The organism is Xanthomonas sp. NCPPB 1826 (assembly GCF_056725285.1).
Genome location: NZ_CM161521.1, coordinates 1,001,008 through 1,018,314, shown reverse-complemented (window position 1 = coordinate 1,018,314; position 17,307 = coordinate 1,001,008). Strand labels below are relative to the sequence as shown.

Below are 17,307 nucleotides of genomic sequence, written 5' to 3'. Positions count from 1 at the left end.
TGCGGCTCACTGGCGGCTCTCCTGCAACGGTGCAGGCTGGGCGGGTGCGGGCAATGCAGCCGGCGCGAGTGCGGTGGGAATACCCGCAGACACTTCATCCACCGGGTCCGGTACCAACGCCGGATCCAGATCGGCCGGCTGCGGCTTGACCACCGGCTGCCCGGTCTTGCCGGCCGCCTGCGCGGCCAGCCACGACTGGATGTCGTCCGGCGGCACGTCCATCAGCCGCAGCGCGCCTTCCATTACCTTGTGGAACACCGGCGCCGACACCAGGCCGCCGTAATACACCTTGCCCTGCGGATCGTTGATCACGATGACGGTGGCAAAGCGCGGCCGCGTGGCCGGTACCAGGCCGGCAAACAGCGCGTTGTAATGCCCGCGCTCGTACCCGTTGGCGCCGTTCTTGCGGGCGGTACCGGTCTTGCCGGCGACGTGATAGCCCAGGATCGCCGCGCCCTTGGCGCCGCCCTGGGTGACCACGGTTTCCATCATGTCGATGACCTGGCGCGCCACTTCCGGAGTGACCACCTGGCGGGTTTCGTTATGCTGGCCGCGCACGAAGGTCGGCGGCGTCAGCTTGCCGCCGTTGCCCAGCGTGGCGTAGGCCTGCGCGATCTGCAGCGGCGTTACCGACAGGCCATAGCCGTAGGACATGGTGGTCTTGGACGGGCCGCTCCAGCGCGCCGGCTGCAGCACCACGCCGGCCGATTCGCCGGGAAAACCGCTGTGCGGGGCAGCGCCGTAACCGAAGTTGCGGATCGACTGATAGAAGGTCTGGTCCGGCACCTTGGCGGCGATCTTGGCCGCGCCGATGTTGGAGCTGCGGGTGATCACGCCGGTGACGTTGAGTACGCCGTTGTTGCGCGGCACATCGCGGATGGTGAAGCGCCCCACCGACATGTAGCCGGGGTTGGTGTCGATGACCGTGTCCTTGGTCACCACACCGGCGGTCAGCGCGGTGGCCACGGTCAGCGGCTTCATCGTCGAGCCCGGCTCGACCAGATCGGTGACCGCACGGTTGCGGCGCGCCGACGGGTTGATGCCGGTGACCGCATTGGGGTTGTAGGTGGGCAGGTTGACCATTGCCAGCACTTCGCCGGTGGCCACATCCATCACCACCATCGACCCGCCGGCCGCATTGTTTTCGACCAGTGCGTTGCGCAGTTCCTTGTAGGCCAGGAACTGGATGCGGCGGTCGATGCTCAGCGTCAGGTCCTTGCCCGGCTGCGCCGGACGTACCAGATCCACACTCTCCACGATCGCGCCGCGCGCATCGCGCACCACCTTCTTGGAGCCCGGCTTGCCGCGCAGCCATTCGTCGAAGGCCAGCTCCAGGCCTTCCTGGCCGCGGTCGTCGATATTGGTGAAGCCCAGCACGTGGGCCATCGCCTCGCCTTGCGGATAGAAGCGACGGAACTCGCGCTGCGAGAACACACCGGGAATCTTCAGATCGACGATCGCATGTGCCTTGTCCGGGTTGATCCGGCGCTGCAGGTACATGAATTCCTTGCCGGCCTTCTGCGCCAGCTTGGCGTTCAACTCGTCCAGCGGCTGGCCGAGCGCCTTGGCCAGCTCGGGGATGCGGTCCGGGTTGCGCAACAGTTCCTGCGGATTGACCCAGATCGATTCCACCGGCGTGGACACTGCCAGCGGCTCGCCGTTGCGGTCGGTGATCATGCCGCGCGAGGTGGCGATCGGCAGTTCGCGCAGATAGCGCGCTTCGCCCTGGCGCTGGTAGAAATCGCGGTTGACCAGCTGCACGAACGCCGCCCGGCCGATCAGCGTCACCGAGCACAGGCCCAGCGCGATGCCGACCAGCGTCAGGCGGCCACGCAGGTTGAAGTTGCTGCGCGCGCGGTTACGGCCGGCCTTCATTCCGCACCTCCGTGTGCGCCACCCTGCGGGCGGCTGCGCCGTGCACAACGGCTGTCCTGCCGTTCGGTCACCTGCCGTTCGCTCATGGGCGCACCACCACGATGTCGTTGGTCTCCGGGAACTTCATCCCGATGCGCGCACGCGCAACCTGATCCACGCGATTACTTTCCGCCCAGGTGGCCTGCTCCAGCTGCAGCCGGCCGAATTCGATATTCAATTCATCGCGCGTGTGCTCGAGCTTGGACAGCTGCACGAACAGCTTGCGATGCATGTGGCGCATGTACACGACCCCGATCGCCGAGGCGATGCTGCAGGCAAGCAGCACGATGAGCAGCAGGCGGCTCATGCGGCGTCTCCTTGAGAAGCCGGGAATCGGGAATCGGGATTCGGGATTCGTGAAGCAGCGGCACTGTTGCCTTTGCCCATTCCCGATTCCCCATTCCCCATTCCCAGCTTTTCGGCAACCCGCAATACCGCGCTGCGGGCGCGCGGGTTGACGCTCAATTCGGCGTCGTCGGCCTTGATGGCGCCGCTGATCAGCTGCAGCGTCGGCACGAACGGCTGCGCTTCGGGCAGGCGGCGGTTGCTCGGCGGGGCCTTGGCGTAGCGGGCCATGAACTGCTTGACGATGCGGTCTTCCAGCGAATGGAAACTGATCACCGCCAGGCGGCCGCCGGGCTTGAGCGCGCCCAGCGCGGCATCCAGGCCGGCTTCCAGATCGTCCAGCTCGCGGTTGATGTAGATGCGGATCGCCTGAAAGCTGCGCGTGGCCGGGTGGGTCTTGCTGTCGCCGCGCGGCATCACCGAGGCGATCAGCTCGGCCAGTTGCGCGGTGCGCAGCAGCGGCTGTTCGGCGCGGCGGGCCACGATGGCGCGCGCGATGCGGCGGCTCTGGCGCTCTTCGCCGTAGGTCCACAGCACGTCGGCGATCTCGCGGTCGCTGGCATGCGCCAGCCACTCGGCCGCGCTCTGGCCGGCGTCCGGATCCATGCGCATGTCCAGCGGGCCGTCCTTGCCGAAACTGAAACCGCGCCCGGCCACGTCCAGCTGCGGCGAGGACACGCCCAGATCCAGCAGGATGCCGTCGACGGTTGCCGCAGCGACCACCTGGCCGAGGCCGGCGAAGCTGCCGCGATGGATGGACACGCGCGCATCGTCACCGAACGACTGTTCGGCCACGGCAATCGCGTCGGGGTCCTTGTCCATCACCAGCAGTCGACCTCCCGGGCCAAGATGTTGCAGCACGCCACGGGCGTGTCCGCCACGTCCGAACGTGCCATCGAGATAGGTTCCGTTTTCGATCACCTGCAGGCCGTCCAGAACCTGCGTGTACAGCACCGGCACATGGGCCGCCGGTGGCTGCGACACCGGGTGACCGGGCTGCGCTTCACCGCGCATCCGGGCACCCCGGCTCACAACCTGAGATCGAGCAATTCATCGCCCAGATCCCCGTCAGACAATGTCTGCTGGATCAGTGCGCGATGTGCCTGCTCGCTCCAGAGTTCGAATTTGTCGCCCATGCCCAGCAGCACGGCCTTCTTCTCGATGCCGACCGCATTGCGGTGGCTGGCCGGGATGCTCAGACGCCCGTTGGCGTCCAGTTCCAGCACTGCGGAAGAACCCACCAGTTTCTGCTGCAGCGTGCGGACAACGCGCTGGGTATTGGGCTTGGACATCACATCGTCACGCACCCGCTCCCACTCCTTTTCCGCATACAGCCACAGGCATCCGGCTTCGAACGGGTTGTAGGTGAGCACCAGGCGATTGCCGCTCACGCGCGTGACCAGGTCGCGGTACGCGGTTGGCACCGCCATACGCCCCTTGTCGTCCACCGTGATGGCAGTCTCGCCCTGAAACACCGAATACAACCTCGAATACCCGCTGGGGGATCATTGAACCACGAAAAACCACAAAACACCTGGTTTTCCCTCCGTTGCCCACCTTAGCAGCGCGTCAAAGGTTGTCAACAACTTTGAAGGTCACAAATCGCCAGTCGCATCAATGAGTTGCAGCACTCTTTAGAGACTTGTTCAAAGGTTATCCACAAGTTGCTGTTTCATCTCAGATTTTGAGATTGAACAAAAATTCAGGGGCGTGAAGGCCATGTAAACCCAACCGCAGTCTCACTTCACACTGCGCCAGCTGCACATGGTCGTTGCGCAAACAGGCGACAATCGGCGCCATGTGCCTGGTCGCTCTTGCCTGGAAAACCCACCCACGTTGGCGTCTGCTGCTGGCGGGCAACCGCGATGAATTCCACGACCGGCCGACCGCTGCGCTGGCGCGCTGGCCGGCACCCGCCGACGGCGTGCTGGCGGGCCGCGACCTGCGCTCGGGCGGCAGTTGGGTGGGGTTGGGCAGCGACGGCCGCGCTGCGGTGGTGACCAACGTGCGCGACCCGCTCGCCACTGCGTCAGGCCGCTCGCGCGGACATCTCATTGCCGACTACCTGGCCGGCAGCCTGGACGCGGCCGTGTACGCCGGCGAACTGGCAGCGGCCGCGCACGAATTCCCGCCATTCAATCTATTGCTGTGCGACGCCGAGCGCTGCGAACACCTCAGCAACCACCCGCCGTTGGCACGCACGCTGGCGCCGGGCATCCACGGCATGTCCAACGGCCCGCTGGACGCGCACTGGCCCAAGACCGCTGCACTGACTGCAGTCCTGCACGACTGGTGCGCGGAAGGCCTCGACGACCTGCAACCGCTGTGGACCGCCCTGGGCAACCCCGCCATCGCGCCCGACGCCGCCCTGCCTCACACCGGCGTGGACCTGCCCACCGAACGCCTGCTCTCGGCCGCCTTCATCAACGGCTCCAGCTACGGCACCCGCGCCAGCACCATCGTCGCGGTGGACCATCAGGGCAGCGGCTTCATCCACGAACGCCGCTTCGGCCCCGCCGGGATCTTCCAGGGCGAAACGCGGCTGGACATCGTCGGGACGCGTCGACAATGACTGCAGCAAGCAGCTCACATTGATCGCAGCCAAGGCAAGGCACCCGGCAACGCACCCAAGTGCAAGCCCCCTTGAGTCAAGGGGGCGCGGCGACAGCCGCGGGGGTTCTGGCGTGCCCGGAGCGGGGCCCGCGTTTTGTACTGCCGAAGGCAGTACGAAGCGTGGGTGTCTTCTTGGGGCGAACGCCCAAAGAAGGCAGCGAAACAGCCGCGGGGGGTTCTGGCATGCCCGGAGCGGGGCCCGCTTTTTGTACTGCCGAAGGCGATACCAAGCGTGGGTGCCTTCTTGGGGCGAACACCCAGAGAAGGCAGCGACACAGCCGCGGGGGTTCTGGCATGCCCGGAGCGGGGCCCGCGTTTTGTACTGCCGAAGGCGGTACGAACCGTGGGTGTCTTCTTAGGGCGAACGCCCGAAAGAAGGTGGCGGAGCCGGCCGGTAAGCCGGGTTCTGTCGTGGACAGTCATTCGTCTAGGCGCTACGTCACCGCAGCGCTCAAGCAACCTACCCGGATCCAGCGCGGGCCACGCCAATGGATCCCTATTTGGTCTTGCTCCAGGTGGGGTTTGCCGTGCCGGTCCGTTACCGGACTCGCGGTGCGCTCTTACCGCACCATTTCACCCTTACCGGCCCCTCGCCACCCCTCTGCTGCCTCCGAACGCACCTGGCGATGCTGATGCATCGCCGACACGTTTCAGTGGCGGCAGAGGGGTGACGAGGGACGTAGGCGGTATCTTTCTGTTGCACTTTCCGTCGGCTTGCGCCGCCCAGGCGTTACCTGGCACCTTGCCCTATGGAGCCCGGACTTTCCTCGGCACTCTTGCGAGTGACGCGACTGTCTGGCCGACTCCGCCGGAGCGCACTATACGCTATCGCCACCTTCCAGAACGCCGCCGCGACACCGGCCCCGCCATCGCCGACAGGCCCGCAATTGCCGGTAGGAGCGCACCCGGGCGCGAGAGGCCTTACCGAGAAAAATCCCACTACAGGTCAACGTGCTCCTGCAACGGCACACCTAGCCGCCGTACAAGGCCTTGCGCGGCGCACCGGTCAGCTCGGCGGCCAGCTTGGCGGCGGTGGACGGCGGCAGGTGTTCGGCCAGCTTGGCGTAGACGCGGCGGCCTTCGGCCAGCTGGCCTTCGGCGGCGTCGGCGGCGCCCTGCACCATCACCACGAACTCACCCTTGCGCTGGTTATCGTCGGCTTCGACCCTGGCCTGCAGCTCGGCCAGGGTGCCGTCGAGCACGGTTTCGAACAGCTTGGTCAGCTCGCGGGCGATTACCGCCGGGCGTTCGTCGCCGAAGGCCCCGCGCAGGTCGGCCAGCGACTCGACGATGCGGTGCGAGGACTCGTAGAACACCAAGGTGCGGGTCTCCCCGGCCAGGTGCGCCAGGCGCTCGCGGCGGGCGGCGCTCTTGGCTGGCAAAAAGCCCTCGAAGCCGAAACGGTCGCTGGGCAGGCCGGCCACGCTGAGCGCGGCGATGGCGGCGCAGGCACCCGGCACCGGGCTGACCCGGATCCCGGCCGCACGGGCGGCGCGCACCAGCTTGAAGCCGGGGTCGCTGACCAGCGGGGTGCCGGCGTCGCTGACGATGGCCAGCGACTCGCCCTCGCGCAGGCGCGCGACGATGCGCTCGGACATGGCTTCTTCGTTGTGGTCGTGCAGGGCCAGCAACGGGCGGTCGATGCCGAAATGGCCGAGCAGCTGGCGGGTATGGCGGGTGTCTTCGGCGCAGATCGCGGCTACGCCACGCAGCACCTCCTGCGCACGCGGCGACAGGTCGGCCAGGTTGCCGATCGGCGTGGCGACCACGTGCAGGGTTCCGGGGGAGGTCATCAACGGTATTCCGTAGGGCAAAGGGTAGAATCGTAGCGTTTTTAACGGTCCGCCCCGGCGGGCCCCGTCCAATGGATCTGAAATGAACAAGCGTGTTGCAAGGATCTCCGCCCTGTCGCTGATGGTGATGCTGGCCGCCGGCTGCGCCACCAGCAGCGTGACCCAGACCGCCTCGCCGACCCAGAGCGCGGCGCTGGCGTTGCTGGACCAGGGCAAGCCGCGCGAGGCGGCGCAGCAACTGGAAGCCGAGGCGGCCAGCGCCAGTGGTGCGCAGCGCAGCCGCCTGCTGGCCGCGTCTGCGTTCGGCTGGCACGACGCCGGCGATGACGCGCGTGCGCGCACGCTGCTGGCGCAGGTCACCCCGCGCCATCTCAGCGGCGAAGACCGCGCCCGCTTCGCGCTGCTGACCGGCGAGCTGGCGGTGATCGACAAGCAGGCCGCGCAGGCGTTGCAGGCCCTGGGCGACAGCCCGCAAGGCCTGCCGCAGCCGCTGCAGACCCGCTGGCTGCTGGCACGCGCCGCCGCACTGGAAGGCACCGGCGACCTGTTCGGGGCCGCCGCCGACCGCGCACGCGCCGATGCCAGCCTGACCGGCACCCCGCGCAGCGAGAACCAGCGCGCGATCGTGCGCCTGCTCGCCGCACTCGACGATGCCACGCTGAAGGGCCGCACCGCGGCGCTGCCAGCGGGCGACCCGCTGTACAACTTTGCCGGCCGCGCCTTGATCAGCCGCGGACTGGCGCTGCCGCGCGCGTTCGATCGCGACGCGCAATGGGGCTTTGACACCAGCAAGCGCCCGCCGGCCGAACGCGACGGCTATCGCCCGCCGGTCAAGCTGGGCGTGCTGCTCCCGCTCAGCGGCAGCCTGGCGACCGCCTCGGCGCCGGTGCGCGACGGCCTGCTGGCCGGTTACTACGCCGAAACCCGCCGCCGCCCGGAACTGCGCTTCTTCGACACCGCCGGCACTGCCGCCGGCGCCAATGCCGCCTACGACAAGGCGGTGAGCGCCGGGGTCGATTACGTGGTCGGCCCGTTGGGTCGCGACGAGGTCAGCGCCGTGTTCGCACGCGGCCAGCTGCCGGTGCCGGTGCTGGCGCTCAACCGCCCCACCGACAACAAGGCACCACCCAGCGGCAGCGCCGGCTTCTCGCTGGCGCCGGAAGACGACGGCATCATGGCCGCCGAATACCTGCTTTCGCGCGAGCGCCGCAACGTGTTGATCGTCGGCACCAGCGACGACAACGGCAAGCGCACCATCAAGGCCTTCCGCGACCGCTTCACCGAACGCGGCGGCAGCGTGGCCGGCAGCATCAGCGTGGCCGAGGTACCGGGCGACATCGGTGCACAGCTGCGTAACTACGGTGCTGCCGATGCGGTGTTCCTGGCGGTGCGCGGCAACACCGCGCGCGCGCTGGCGCCGCAACTGGCGTTGAGCGGATTCGCCGGCAAGTCGCGCGTGGGCACCTCGCAGCTGGTGGCCGGCACCGGCAAGGTCGAAGACGACCTGGCCCTGGACGGCATCATCTACCCAAGCGAGACCTGGACCGCGCTGGGCGTGTCCGGGCTGCCGGCCTCCACCCAGGTCGCCAGCACGCTGCCCAGCGCACGCGGACCCGGCGCGCGCCTGTTCGCGTTCGGCTACGACGCCTGGAAGATCAGCGCGTATCTGGAAAAACTCGCCACCGGCACCGATGGCGGCCTGCGCGGCGCCACCGGCACCCTGCATCTGGATGGCTTCGGCAACGTGCTGCGCACTCCGGCCTGGTCCACCTTCAACGGTGGCCGCCCGGTGCCGATCGCCGACGGCCGTTGACGCCATGCCGGCAGCGCGCCAGCAGCGGGGTGCGGCGGTGGAAGCGGCCGCACGCGCGCTGCTGGAGCAGGCCGGGCTGCGGCTGGTGGTGGGCAATGCCAACTACCGCGGCGGCGAACTGGATCTGGTGATGCGCGACGGCCAGGCACTGGTGTTCGTGGAAGTGCGCTATCGCCGCGACAACCGCTTCGGCGGCGGCGCGGCATCGGTGGATGCGCGCAAGCGCCGCAAGCTGGTGCTGGCCGCGCAGTTGTTCCTTGCCCATCACCCGGCACTGGCGACCTTGCCGTGCCGCTTCGATGTGGTGGAAGCCAGCGGCGAGCCGCCGGTGCTGAACTGGATCCGCGACGCCTTCCGCGCCGACGATTGCTGACGACGACCCACGCGCGATGCCGACCATCATCACCCATGCCGCGGTGCCGCTGGCGCTCTGGTGCGCCAGTGAACGCGGCCGCCTGCCGCCGCGCCTGCTCGGTGCCGGCATCGTCGCGGCGATGTTGCCCGATGCCGATGTGCTGGCGTTCGCGTTGCATGTTCCGTATGCGGATGCGTTCGGCCATCGCGGTGCCAGCCACTCGTTGTTGTTCGCCGGGCTGATCGCGCTGCTGGCTGGTACTGCGCATCGTCTGTTGCGTGCGGACGCACTGCAGGCAGCAGCGTTCTTGTTTGTCTGCGCCGCGTCGCACCCGCTGCTGGATGCGATGACCTCCGGCGGACTTGGCGTTGCGCTGACCTGGCCCTGGAGCGAGGCGCGCTGGTTCGCGCCATGGCGGCCGATTCGCGTGTCGCCCTTCGCCAACGGTTTCTTCAATGCGCGCGGCCTTGCCACGCTGCTCTCCGAGCTGCGCTGGGTCTGGCTGCCGCTCACCGTCGCGGTGCTGGGATGGAAATGCATCCAGCGCGCGGCACCGCAGGATCACACTTCATGACCGATGTGCTTCCCACTGCCCTGGCCGCGTTGCTGGCCGCGCGGCTTGGCCCCGATGGCTGGTTGACCGGTGACGACGCGCGGCGCCGCTATGGCGAGGACGATTCGCGCCGCTGGGCATTGCCCGCCGCCGTCGCCTTGCCGGGCGATACCGAGGATGTGGTGGCGATCGTGCAGGCCTGCCGCGCGCATGGCGTGCCGATCGTCGCACGCGGCGCCGGCACCGGCACCACCGGTGCGGCGGTGCCGTTTTCCGGCGGCGTGGTGGTGTCGATGGCACGCATGGATCGCATCCTTGCGCTGCGTCCGGCTGATCGCTGCGCCATCGTGCAACCGGGCCTGCTCAACGGCCAATTGCAGCAGGCCTTGCAGCCGCATGGCCTGTTCTGGCCGCCGGATCCGTCCAGCGCGGACATCTGCAGCGTCGGCGGCAACCTGGCCACCAATGCCGGCGGCCCGCGCGCGGTGAAATACGGCACCACCCGCGACAACGTGCTCGGCCTGGTCGCAGTGACCGGCACCGGCGAGGTGATCCGCTGCGGCGGCGCGTATACGAAAAATTCCACCGGCTACGACCTGACGCATCTGCTGGTCGGCAGCGAAGGCACTCTGGCGATCATCGTCGAAGCGACCTTGAAGCTGACGCCGCGCGCGGTCGCGCAAGCCGGCGTGCGCGCGCTGTATCGCGATGCGGCCAGCGCCGCGGCGGCGGTGTCGCGCATCATGGCGCAACCGACCACGCCGACGATGCTGGAATTCATGGATGCCAGTGCGATCGCATTACTGCGCCGCAACGGCAGCGATGTGCCCGAGGCAGGCGCGATGCTGCTGATCGAAGCCGATGGCGATCACGACACCCTGCCCTACGCATTGCAGGCCTTGCACGATGCCGCCGATGGCGAGGGCGTGGTGAGCCTGGACGTGGCCGCCGATGGCAGCGCGCGCGACAGGTTGTGGGCCGCGCGGCGTGCGCTGTCGCCGGCATTGCGCACGATCAAGCCGGGCAAGATCAACGAGGACGTGGTGGTGCCGGTCTCGCGCATCCCCGAACTGGTGGCCGGCGTGGAAGCGCTTGCGGCCGAATTCGCGTTGCCCATCGTCGCCTTCGGCCATGCCGGCAACGGCAACCTGCACGTCAACATCATGTACGACCCGGCCGATGCCGACGAAGACGCGCGCGCACATGCCGCATTGCCGCGCCTGTTTGCGCTGGTGCTGGCGCTGGAAGGCACGCTCTCCGGCGAGCACGGCATCGGCGTGGCCAAGCGCGACTTCATGGCCCAGGCCTTCAGCGCACCGACGCTGGCGGCGATGCGCGCGATCAAGGCCGCACTGGATCCGAACGGGATTCTCAACCCGGGCAAGGTGTTGCCACCCGTTGAGTGACCCGCTTGCAGCGTTGCAGCTGGATTGCCGAACGTGATCCGGTGAACGCTGCATTGGCCTGGCTCGTTTCCGGGGTCGGAGAGCGCAGTGCGCCGATGGCACGGTCATCGGCGTCGAAGTCGAAGTCGAGAGAGTGTCCCCTGCAGCGACGATGAGCTGCGGATCAGCACCGGCACGACTCAACGCAACTGCGCATCCAGCCAATCCAGCACGCGCTGCTGCACATCCACGCCATGCTCGGTTTCGTAAAACCAGTGCGGGCCACGCGGATAGGTCACCTGCTCGACCGCTGTGCCCTGCAGTTTCAGCGCGCGGTACAACATGTCGCCTTGCGATGGCGGTACGCGTCGGTCGGCCTGCCCATGCAGGATCAGCACCGGCACCTGTACCCTGTCGGCGTAGCGTATCGGCGAGTGTGCGTCGTATTCGACACGGTTGCGCACCGGGTCGCCGAAATAGCCTGGCAGGTAATCGGGCACATCGGTGGTCAATGCCATAGCGCCGATATCGACCACGCCTGCACCGACGATGGCGGTCCTGAAGCGCGATGACTGCGTCACCGCCCATGCAGACAGATACCCGCCATAGCTCCAGCCGCCGATGGCCAGACGCGCAGGATCGATCACGCCTTCGCGTTCGAGTTGGTCCACGCCGTCGAGCACATCCTGAAAATCCGCACCGCCCCAGTCGTGGCGCGCCAGCTCGGTAAACGCCGCACCCTGCCCTTCGGAACCGCGCGGGTTGGGCAACAGCACCGCGTAGCCATGGGTGGACAGCAGTTGCGCCCAGTCATGCCAGGACCCCAACCAGCCGGACGCCCAGGCAGCGCCCGGTCCCCCGTGGATCTGCACCAAGGTCGGCAACGGCGTTCCCGCCTTCCAGCCGGGCGGCGTGACCAACACGCCCGCGATCGATCGCCCATCGCGCGATGAAGTCCAGCGCAATTCGCGCAGCTGGCCGTGCGCCCAGGTGGCGACCTGTGGATTGGTATTACTGCGCTGCGCGAGCTGACCCGCGCGCAGCGTCCAGACCTCGGCAGGCTGGTCATCACGCAGGCCGAGATAGGCGATATCGCCATTGCGCGCAACGGTGAATGCCTGATACGGAATCTGCGGCCGGGCAAGCGGCTTCCAGCGCCCGCTGTCGGCATCGATGCGCAGAAAGGCGCCACGTACGCCTTGCAACCCTTCGCCGATCAAGCTGCTGTCGTTTTGCCAGCGCGCCAGCCACAAGGTGCCGGGCCAGTCCTGTGCCAGCACCACACGCCGCTGACTGCGCAGTTGGTGCACTACCAGATGCGCCACCATGCCGTGCTCGCCAAGTTGCCCATACAGCAGCCGGCTGCCATCCGGTGACCATTGCAATGGCAATGCCGAGGCATGCGGCTCCAGCACCGCACCAAGCACGCCGTCCTGCAGCGCCAACAGCTGCACGCGCGATGCGTACCAGTAGTCGTTGAGCGTGGTGCCGTCGGACACGCGCAGCGCCAGTTGCCGGCCGTCCGGTGACCAGGCGAGGTCGTGCACCTGCAGCCCGGGCGGTGTCAGCACACGCGTCTGGCCGCTCTGCAGATCACGCACCCACACCCGTGAAAACCGGGTTGGCCGCTCGATCTGCACGGCATCGCGCTTTGCGTCCGCATCGGCCGTTGCCTGCGCGGTGGGCGGATCCAGCGCCAGGTACGCGATCTGGCGCGCATCGGGCGACAACGAGAACTCACTGACCTCGCCAGCCGAACGCGTCAGCAGCTGCGGTGCCGCCCCTCCGATCTGTTGCCAGACCTGGGCTGGCACCAGTTGCTCGCGGGTGGCGTCGTCCGGCAACGGCCGCGTCGACAGGAAGAGCAGCCTTTGGCCATCCGCAGACCAGCGTGGATGCTGGTCGTTGGCCTCATCGCTTGAGGGCATCGACACCGCGGCAGCGGTACCGCGTGCGGGTATCTGCCAGATCTTGCTGAGCGGCGGCTTGCCTTGCGCCTGCGGGATGGCGACGGTGTAGGCAATGCGGCGACCATCCGGACTGATCTGCGGGTCGCCCACGCTGCACAGCTGCATGATCTGCGCAGGCGTCGGCACGGTCTGTGCAAACGCGCAGCCGCTCAACAACAGCCAAGCCGACAACAGCCACAACACACCGAAGCGATACCGCATGTCACCCACCTCTTCCAAATGCCGACGCATGCTGCGCCGCGCATGTTGGCATGCCATTAGCGGCGGCGTGAAAGCACCTGCAACGCGTTCCAGACCATGTCCTTGGCCCGCGCCTGGTCTCGTTCCAGGGCATCTCCATCAGGGCGAGACCCTCGCCGCATTGCACCCACGTGCTTGCGTGCTCCTGCATCGCGCGACCGAATGCTCACCCGGCTTTGCACCGTCCGGGACAACCGGATCTCGCTCAAGCTGTCTGCGCCGTTGCCACAAAACAGCTGTGCTGCGCTGCTCAGCGCGTCACCCCGATAAAGCGCAAACCCACGCCCGGCTCGGTGACGATGTAATGCGGGTCGGCGGCATCGTCGTGCAGTTTCTGGCGCAGCTTGCCGACCAGGATGCGCAGGTAATGGGTGTCTTCCTCGTGGGTGGGCCCCCACACCTCGCGCAGCAGTTGCGGCTGGGTGACCACGCGGCCGGCGTGCTTGAGCAGCAGCGCGAGCAAGGCGTATTCCTTGCGGCTCAAGGGCACCGCCTCGCCATCGAGGGTGACCTCGCGCAGGCCCAGATGGATGTGCAGGCGGCCGTCGTCGAACACGCTCTCTTCCACCGTGCTGCCGGCGCCGGCCTGGCGCAGCAGCGCGCGGATGCGCGCCATCAGTTCCTGCACGCCGAACGGCTTGGTGACGTAGTCGTTGGCGCCGGCATCGAGCGCGGCGACCTTTTCGGTTTCGCCGGCGCGCACGGTGAGCATGATCACCGGCACGTTGGACCACTGGCGGATCTCGCGCAGCACCTCGTGGCCGTCGCGATCGGGCAGGCCGATGTCCAGCACCACCAGTTCGGCGCCCTGCCCGGCCAGCGTGGCCAGGCCTTCTTCGGCGGTGCCGGCCTGCAGCACGCGGTAGCCCTGCGCACGCAGGCTGATGTCGAGAAAGCGGCGGATCTGCGGCTCGTCGTCGACGATCAGCACGCGGGCAGGCGGGATGGCAGTGGGGTCAGTCGGCATCGGGGCGAGGTGGCGCGGCGGGAACGAGCAACGGCAGCGTAATGCGGATCGTGGTGCCGTGACCATCGGCGCCGGCCAGCGCCTCCACGCTGCCGCCGTGCGCGCCGATCATGCCCTGGCAGATGGTCAGGCCCAGCCCGGTGCCGTGACGGCCGCGGTCGCCACGCTCCACGCTGTAGAACATGTCGAAAATGCGCGCGCGCTCGTCCTCGGGAATGCCGGGACCCTGGTCGCCGATATCGATCTGCAGCGCGCCGGCCTGCAGCCGTGCCTGCACGGTCACGGCCACACCGGCTGGCGAAAATTTCGCCGCATTCTCCAGCACGTTGAAGATGGCCTGTTCCACCAGTGCCGGGTGCACCCAGATCGCCGGCAGGTCGGCAGCCAGATCCAGTCGCAGGCGCACCGCCGGCTGGTAGCGCTGCAGCCGCCGCGTGGCCGAGCCGATCAACTCGTCCACGCCGATCCAGTCGCGCTTCAAGGTCAGCCCGGTGTGGCCGAGCCGGGTCATGTCGAGCAGATTCTGGATGTAGCGGTCCAGCCGCTCGCCTTCGAGCTGGATGGTGTCGAGCAGGCTGTGGCGGTCCTGCGCGTCCATTGCATCGCCGTAGCTGGCCAGGCTGCTGGCCGAGCCGATCATCGAGGCCAGCGGCGAGCGCAGATCGTGCGAGACCGAGGACAGCAATGCCGACCGCAGTCGCTCGGTTTCGCCACTGACGCGCGCGCCTTCCAGATCGGCGACCAGGCGCGTGCGCAGCGCCGCCTGGCCGATGTCCTCCACCATCGCTTCGGCCAGCCGACGCTCCTCCAGGCCGGGCCGCTGCACGCTCTGACGAAAGCGCAGCGCGGCCACCCCCAGGCTGCCGCGTTCGTGCCGCACCGGCAGGCACCACCACTGCGCACCGGCCAGCGTATCGGTGAAGCGGCCAGCCGGCTGACCGTGGCGCTGGGTCCAGTCCGCCGCGCTGCGATCGAGTGCACCGAAGCTGGCCGGTGCATCGCTTTCGCGCTGCTCCAGACGCAGCCAGGCCTCGGCATCCAGGGCCGTGGCCAGCGCGCGACGGCCGGCTTCCAGCACCTGCCCCAGGTCGGCGGCGGTGCTGAGCTCGCGGGCCAGCGTCTGCAGCGCATTGGCATGCGCATTGGCGGCGCGCAAGGCCAGCACCTGGCTGCGCAGGCGCGAGGCCAGGCGGCCGGCGACCAGGGCGGCAATCAGGAACAGGCACACCGTCACCACGCCCTGGCGCGCGCTGATATGCAGGGTGAAGCGTGGTTCGATGAAGAAGAAGTTGTAGGCGACAAAACTCAGCAGCGCGGCGATCACCGCGGCGGCCATGCGCGTGCGCGAGGCCACCAGCACCACCGCGACGATGAACACCATCGACAGGTCGTCGATGTCGGTCCAGCGCTGGATCACCCACGCCACCGCGACCGCGGCAGCGGCGGCGATCGCCGCGAAGGCCAGGTCGTAACGCTGCAGCCACTGGCGCGGATTGCGCCAACGCTGGCGTGCGCGTGCGCGCGCATCGGCGGAACTGACGATGACCAGTTCGTAATGCGCGCCTCGTTGCAGCAATTGCTGGGTCAGCGTGCGGTTGAACATGCGCGCCAGCGGGCGTTCGCGCGTGCGCCCCAGCACCAGCGTGGACACGCCGTTTTGCGCGGCGAAATCCAGCAACGCCTCGGCGACGTTGGCGCCGTGCAGCAGCGCGGTATCGCCCCCCAGGCGGCGTGTCAGTGCGAAGGCGCGGTCGATCTCCAGCTGCCAGGCGGCGTCGGCCACGGTGCGCGTCTGCACGGTGACCACCGTCCACGGGGCATCGCGTCGTTCGGACAACCGCCGCGCCACCCGCACCAGATAATCCGAGCTGCCACGCCCATCGATGGCCACCACCACGCGGCGACGCAAGGCGGCAGTCCCCGGCAAACCGCGTGCGGCCTGGGTGTCGCGCAGGTCGCTATCGACGCGGTCGGCCGCGGTCTGCATCGCCAGCTCGCGCAGCGCGGTGAGGTTGGAGGGCGAGAAAAACGCCTGCAAGGCCTGCGTCGCCTGCTCGGGCAGATACACCTTGCCCTGCTGCAGGCGCTCGATCAGTTCGCGCGGCGGCAGGTCCACCAGCACGATGTCGCGCAGGCGGTCGAACACCGCATCGGGCACGGTTTCGGACACGCGCACGCCAGTGATGCGCAGCACGATGTCGTTGAGGCTTTCCAGGTGCTGGATGTTGACCGTGGTGTAGACATCGATACCGGCATCGAGCAGTTCGACGATGTCCTGCCAGCGCCGCTCGTGCCGGCTGCCCGGCACGTTGCGATGGGCCAGCTCGTCGATCAGCGCCAGCTTCGGCTTGCGCGCCAGCAACGCGTCCAGGTCGAGTTCTTCCAGCTCCCGGCCCTGGTAGTTGATGCGGGTGCGCGGCAGCAGCGGCAGGCCATCCAGCAGTGCCGCGGTTTCGCTGCGGCCATGGGTTTCCACCACCCCGGCCACCACGTCCATGCCCTGGCGCAGGCGCTCGCGCGCCCGCGACAGCATGGCGTAGGTCTTGCCCACCCCGGGCGCTGCGCCCAGAAACACGGTCAGGCGCCCGCCATGTTCGCGCTGCAGTTCGCCGATCAGCGCGTCGGCTTGTTGGGTGCGGGCGTCAATCATCGGGAATGGGGAATGGGGAATGGGGAATCGCAAAGCCTACAGCTGCCCGATGATCCTAGTGCTTTTGCTTCACCCCATTCTCGATTCCCGACTCCCCATTCCCAGCGCGATCCAGCGCCAGGTTCAGTGCCAGCACATTCACCCGCGGCTGCCCGAGCAGGCCGAACTGTGGCTGTTCGGTGGCGGCCTGTACCAGCGCGGCCACGCGCTGTTCCGGCCAGCCGCGCGCGGCGGCGACCCGGCGCACCTGGACCTGGGCACCGGCCGGGCTCAGGTGTGGATCCAGGCCACTGCCGGATTGGGTGATCAGCTCGGCCGGGACCGCCTCCGGTGCGATGCCGTCGCGTGCAGCCACCTCTGCGCGCGTGGCGGCGATGCGGGTTTGCAGGTCGGGATTGGAACGCGCCTGGTTGCTGCCGGCCGCCGCGGTCGGGTCGTACTTGGCCGCCGAGGGGCGTGGCTGGAAATAGCGCGCATTGGCAAACGGCTGCGCCACCAGGGCCGAGCCGACCACACGCGCGTCATCGCGCAGCAACGAGCCATGCGCCTGCTCGGGGAACAGTGCGCCGGTGATGCCGGTGGCGACCAGCGAATAGCTCAGGCCCAGGCCCAGCAGGATGAACAATGCCAGCATCACCGCCCCGCGCAGGGCGCCGTCGTCGCGTAACGGCTGCGCCGTGGACGTACCGGTTTTCGAAGAAATCGTCAT

14 protein-coding genes and 1 other RNA gene are annotated in these 17,307 nt (G+C 68.2%); 5 read left to right on the top strand and 10 right to left on the bottom strand.

What is annotated here, in order from left to right:
- Nucleotides 1-6: 6 nt before the first annotated feature.
- The 4 genes from AC1PLA_RS04310 to mraZ all read right to left on the bottom strand — a co-directional run bounded on the left by AC1PLA_RS04310 (nt 7) and on the right by mraZ (nt 3,743).
- Nucleotides 7-1,875, bottom strand: coding sequence for a peptidoglycan D,D-transpeptidase FtsI family protein (locus AC1PLA_RS04310; RefSeq protein WP_016903085.1), 1,869 nt, complete (start codon nt 1,873-1,875; stop codon nt 7-9).
- 82 nt (nt 1,876-1,957) lie between these two features.
- Nucleotides 1,958-2,221 carry a cell division protein FtsL gene (gene ftsL / locus AC1PLA_RS04305; protein ID WP_005991913.1) on the bottom strand — a complete coding sequence of 88 codons (264 nt, stop codon included), beginning with the start codon at nt 2,219-2,221 and terminating at the stop codon, nt 1,958-1,960.
- A complete protein-coding gene (gene rsmH, locus AC1PLA_RS04300; RefSeq protein WP_181098526.1) occupies nt 2,218-3,273 on the bottom strand; it encodes a 16S rRNA (cytosine(1402)-N(4))-methyltransferase RsmH in 1,056 nt (351 codons plus the stop codon). Before rsmH ends, ftsL begins: the two co-directional genes overlap by 4 nt.
- Before the next feature lie 14 nt (nt 3,274-3,287).
- A complete protein-coding gene (gene mraZ, locus AC1PLA_RS04295) occupies nt 3,288-3,743 on the bottom strand; it encodes a division/cell wall cluster transcriptional repressor MraZ (protein ID WP_016903087.1) in 456 nt (151 codons plus the stop codon).
- 314 nt (nt 3,744-4,057) lie between these two features.
- Here mraZ and AC1PLA_RS04290 point away from each other — a divergent pair, with 314 nt between their 5' ends.
- Nucleotides 4,058-4,831, top strand: coding sequence for an NRDE family protein (locus AC1PLA_RS04290; protein WP_126961618.1), 774 nt, complete (start codon nt 4,058-4,060; stop codon nt 4,829-4,831).
- Nucleotides 4,832-5,251: 420 nt separating this feature from the next.
- Here AC1PLA_RS04290 and rnpB read toward each other — a convergent pair.
- Both rnpB and rsmI read right to left on the bottom strand, forming a co-directional pair.
- Nucleotides 5,252-5,679, bottom strand: an RNA gene (gene rnpB / locus AC1PLA_RS04285) — RNase P RNA component class A.
- 164 nt (nt 5,680-5,843) lie between these two features.
- Complete coding sequence (rsmI, locus tag AC1PLA_RS04280) at nt 5,844-6,665, bottom strand: 16S rRNA (cytidine(1402)-2'-O)-methyltransferase (protein ID WP_039523544.1); 822 nt, start codon at nt 6,663-6,665, stop codon at nt 5,844-5,846.
- A gap of 82 nt (nt 6,666-6,747) precedes the next feature.
- Here rsmI and AC1PLA_RS04275 point away from each other — a divergent pair, with 82 nt between their 5' ends.
- The 4 genes from AC1PLA_RS04275 to AC1PLA_RS04260 are packed head-to-tail and all read left to right on the top strand — an operon-like array spanning nt 6,748 to nt 10,792.
- Nucleotides 6,748-8,478 (top strand): penicillin-binding protein activator, encoded by a 1,731-nt coding sequence (locus AC1PLA_RS04275; protein ID WP_016903090.1) that lies wholly within the window; start codon nt 6,748-6,750, stop codon nt 8,476-8,478.
- A 4-nt stretch (nt 8,479-8,482) separates the two neighbouring features.
- Entirely contained in the window at nt 8,483-8,851 is a 369-nt protein-coding gene (locus tag AC1PLA_RS04270; protein WP_016903091.1) for a YraN family protein, read from the top strand.
- Nucleotides 8,852-8,867: 16 nt separating this feature from the next.
- On the top strand, nt 8,868-9,407 hold the full coding sequence (locus AC1PLA_RS04265; protein WP_166764099.1) for a metal-dependent hydrolase: 540 nt from the start codon (nt 8,868-8,870) through the stop codon (nt 9,405-9,407).
- Nucleotides 9,404-10,792 carry an FAD-binding oxidoreductase gene (locus AC1PLA_RS04260; RefSeq protein ID WP_481105664.1) on the top strand — a complete coding sequence of 463 codons (1,389 nt, stop codon included), beginning with the start codon at nt 9,404-9,406 and terminating at the stop codon, nt 10,790-10,792. Before AC1PLA_RS04265 ends, AC1PLA_RS04260 begins: the two co-directional genes overlap by 4 nt.
- Nucleotides 10,793-10,971: 179 nt before the next feature.
- Here the strand turns inward: AC1PLA_RS04260 and AC1PLA_RS04255 are convergent, their stop codons facing one another.
- The 4 genes from AC1PLA_RS04255 to kdpC form a co-directional block, all read right to left on the bottom strand.
- Entirely contained in the window at nt 10,972-12,972 is a 2,001-nt protein-coding gene (locus tag AC1PLA_RS04255; RefSeq protein ID WP_481105663.1) for an alpha/beta hydrolase family protein, read from the bottom strand.
- 259 nt (nt 12,973-13,231) lie between these two features.
- Nucleotides 13,232-13,948: a response regulator gene (locus tag AC1PLA_RS04250; protein WP_016903095.1), complete on the bottom strand. Its 717-nt coding sequence runs from the start codon at nt 13,946-13,948 to the stop codon at nt 13,232-13,234.
- Nucleotides 13,938-16,598, bottom strand: a complete 2,661-nt coding sequence (locus AC1PLA_RS04245; RefSeq protein ID WP_481105662.1) for a DUF4118 domain-containing protein — start codon at nt 16,596-16,598, stop codon at nt 13,938-13,940. Before AC1PLA_RS04245 ends, AC1PLA_RS04250 begins: the two co-directional genes overlap by 11 nt.
- A gap of 55 nt (nt 16,599-16,653) precedes the next feature.
- Nucleotides 16,654-17,307, bottom strand: coding sequence for a potassium-transporting ATPase subunit KdpC (kdpC, locus tag AC1PLA_RS04240; RefSeq protein ID WP_026064462.1), 654 nt, complete (start codon nt 17,305-17,307; stop codon nt 16,654-16,656).

Excerpts from the sequence above, each read along its gene's own strand:
- AC1PLA_RS04310 (WP_016903085.1), bottom strand. The coding sequence starts at position 1,875 with ATGAAGGCCGGCCGTAACCGCGCGCGCAGCAACTTCAACCTGCGTGGC.
- ftsL (WP_005991913.1), bottom strand. The coding sequence starts at position 2,221 with ATGAGCCGCCTGCTGCTCATCGTGCTGCTTGCCTGCAGCATCGCCTCG.
- rsmH (WP_181098526.1), bottom strand. The coding sequence starts at position 3,273 with ATGCGCGGTGAAGCGCAGCCCGGTCACCCGGTGTCGCAGCCACCGGCG.
- AC1PLA_RS04290 (WP_126961618.1), top strand. The coding sequence starts at position 4,058 with ATGTGCCTGGTCGCTCTTGCCTGGAAAACCCACCCACGTTGGCGTCTG.
- rsmI (WP_039523544.1), bottom strand. The coding sequence starts at position 6,665 with ATGACCTCCCCCGGAACCCTGCACGTGGTCGCCACGCCGATCGGCAAC.
- AC1PLA_RS04275 (WP_016903090.1), top strand. The coding sequence starts at position 6,748 with ATGAACAAGCGTGTTGCAAGGATCTCCGCCCTGTCGCTGATGGTGATG.
- AC1PLA_RS04270 (WP_016903091.1), top strand. The coding sequence starts at position 8,483 with ATGCCGGCAGCGCGCCAGCAGCGGGGTGCGGCGGTGGAAGCGGCCGCA.
- AC1PLA_RS04265 (WP_166764099.1), top strand. The coding sequence starts at position 8,868 with ATGCCGACCATCATCACCCATGCCGCGGTGCCGCTGGCGCTCTGGTGC.
- AC1PLA_RS04260 (WP_481105664.1), top strand. The coding sequence starts at position 9,404 with ATGACCGATGTGCTTCCCACTGCCCTGGCCGCGTTGCTGGCCGCGCGG.
- AC1PLA_RS04255 (WP_481105663.1), bottom strand. The coding sequence starts at position 12,972 with ATGCGTCGGCATTTGGAAGAGGTGGGTGACATGCGGTATCGCTTCGGT.
- AC1PLA_RS04250 (WP_016903095.1), bottom strand. The coding sequence starts at position 13,948 with ATGCCGACTGACCCCACTGCCATCCCGCCTGCCCGCGTGCTGATCGTC.
- AC1PLA_RS04245 (WP_481105662.1), bottom strand. The coding sequence starts at position 16,598 with ATGATTGACGCCCGCACCCAACAAGCCGACGCGCTGATCGGCGAACTG.
- kdpC (WP_026064462.1), bottom strand. The coding sequence starts at position 17,307 with ATGACGATTTCTTCGAAAACCGGTACGTCCACGGCGCAGCCGTTACGC.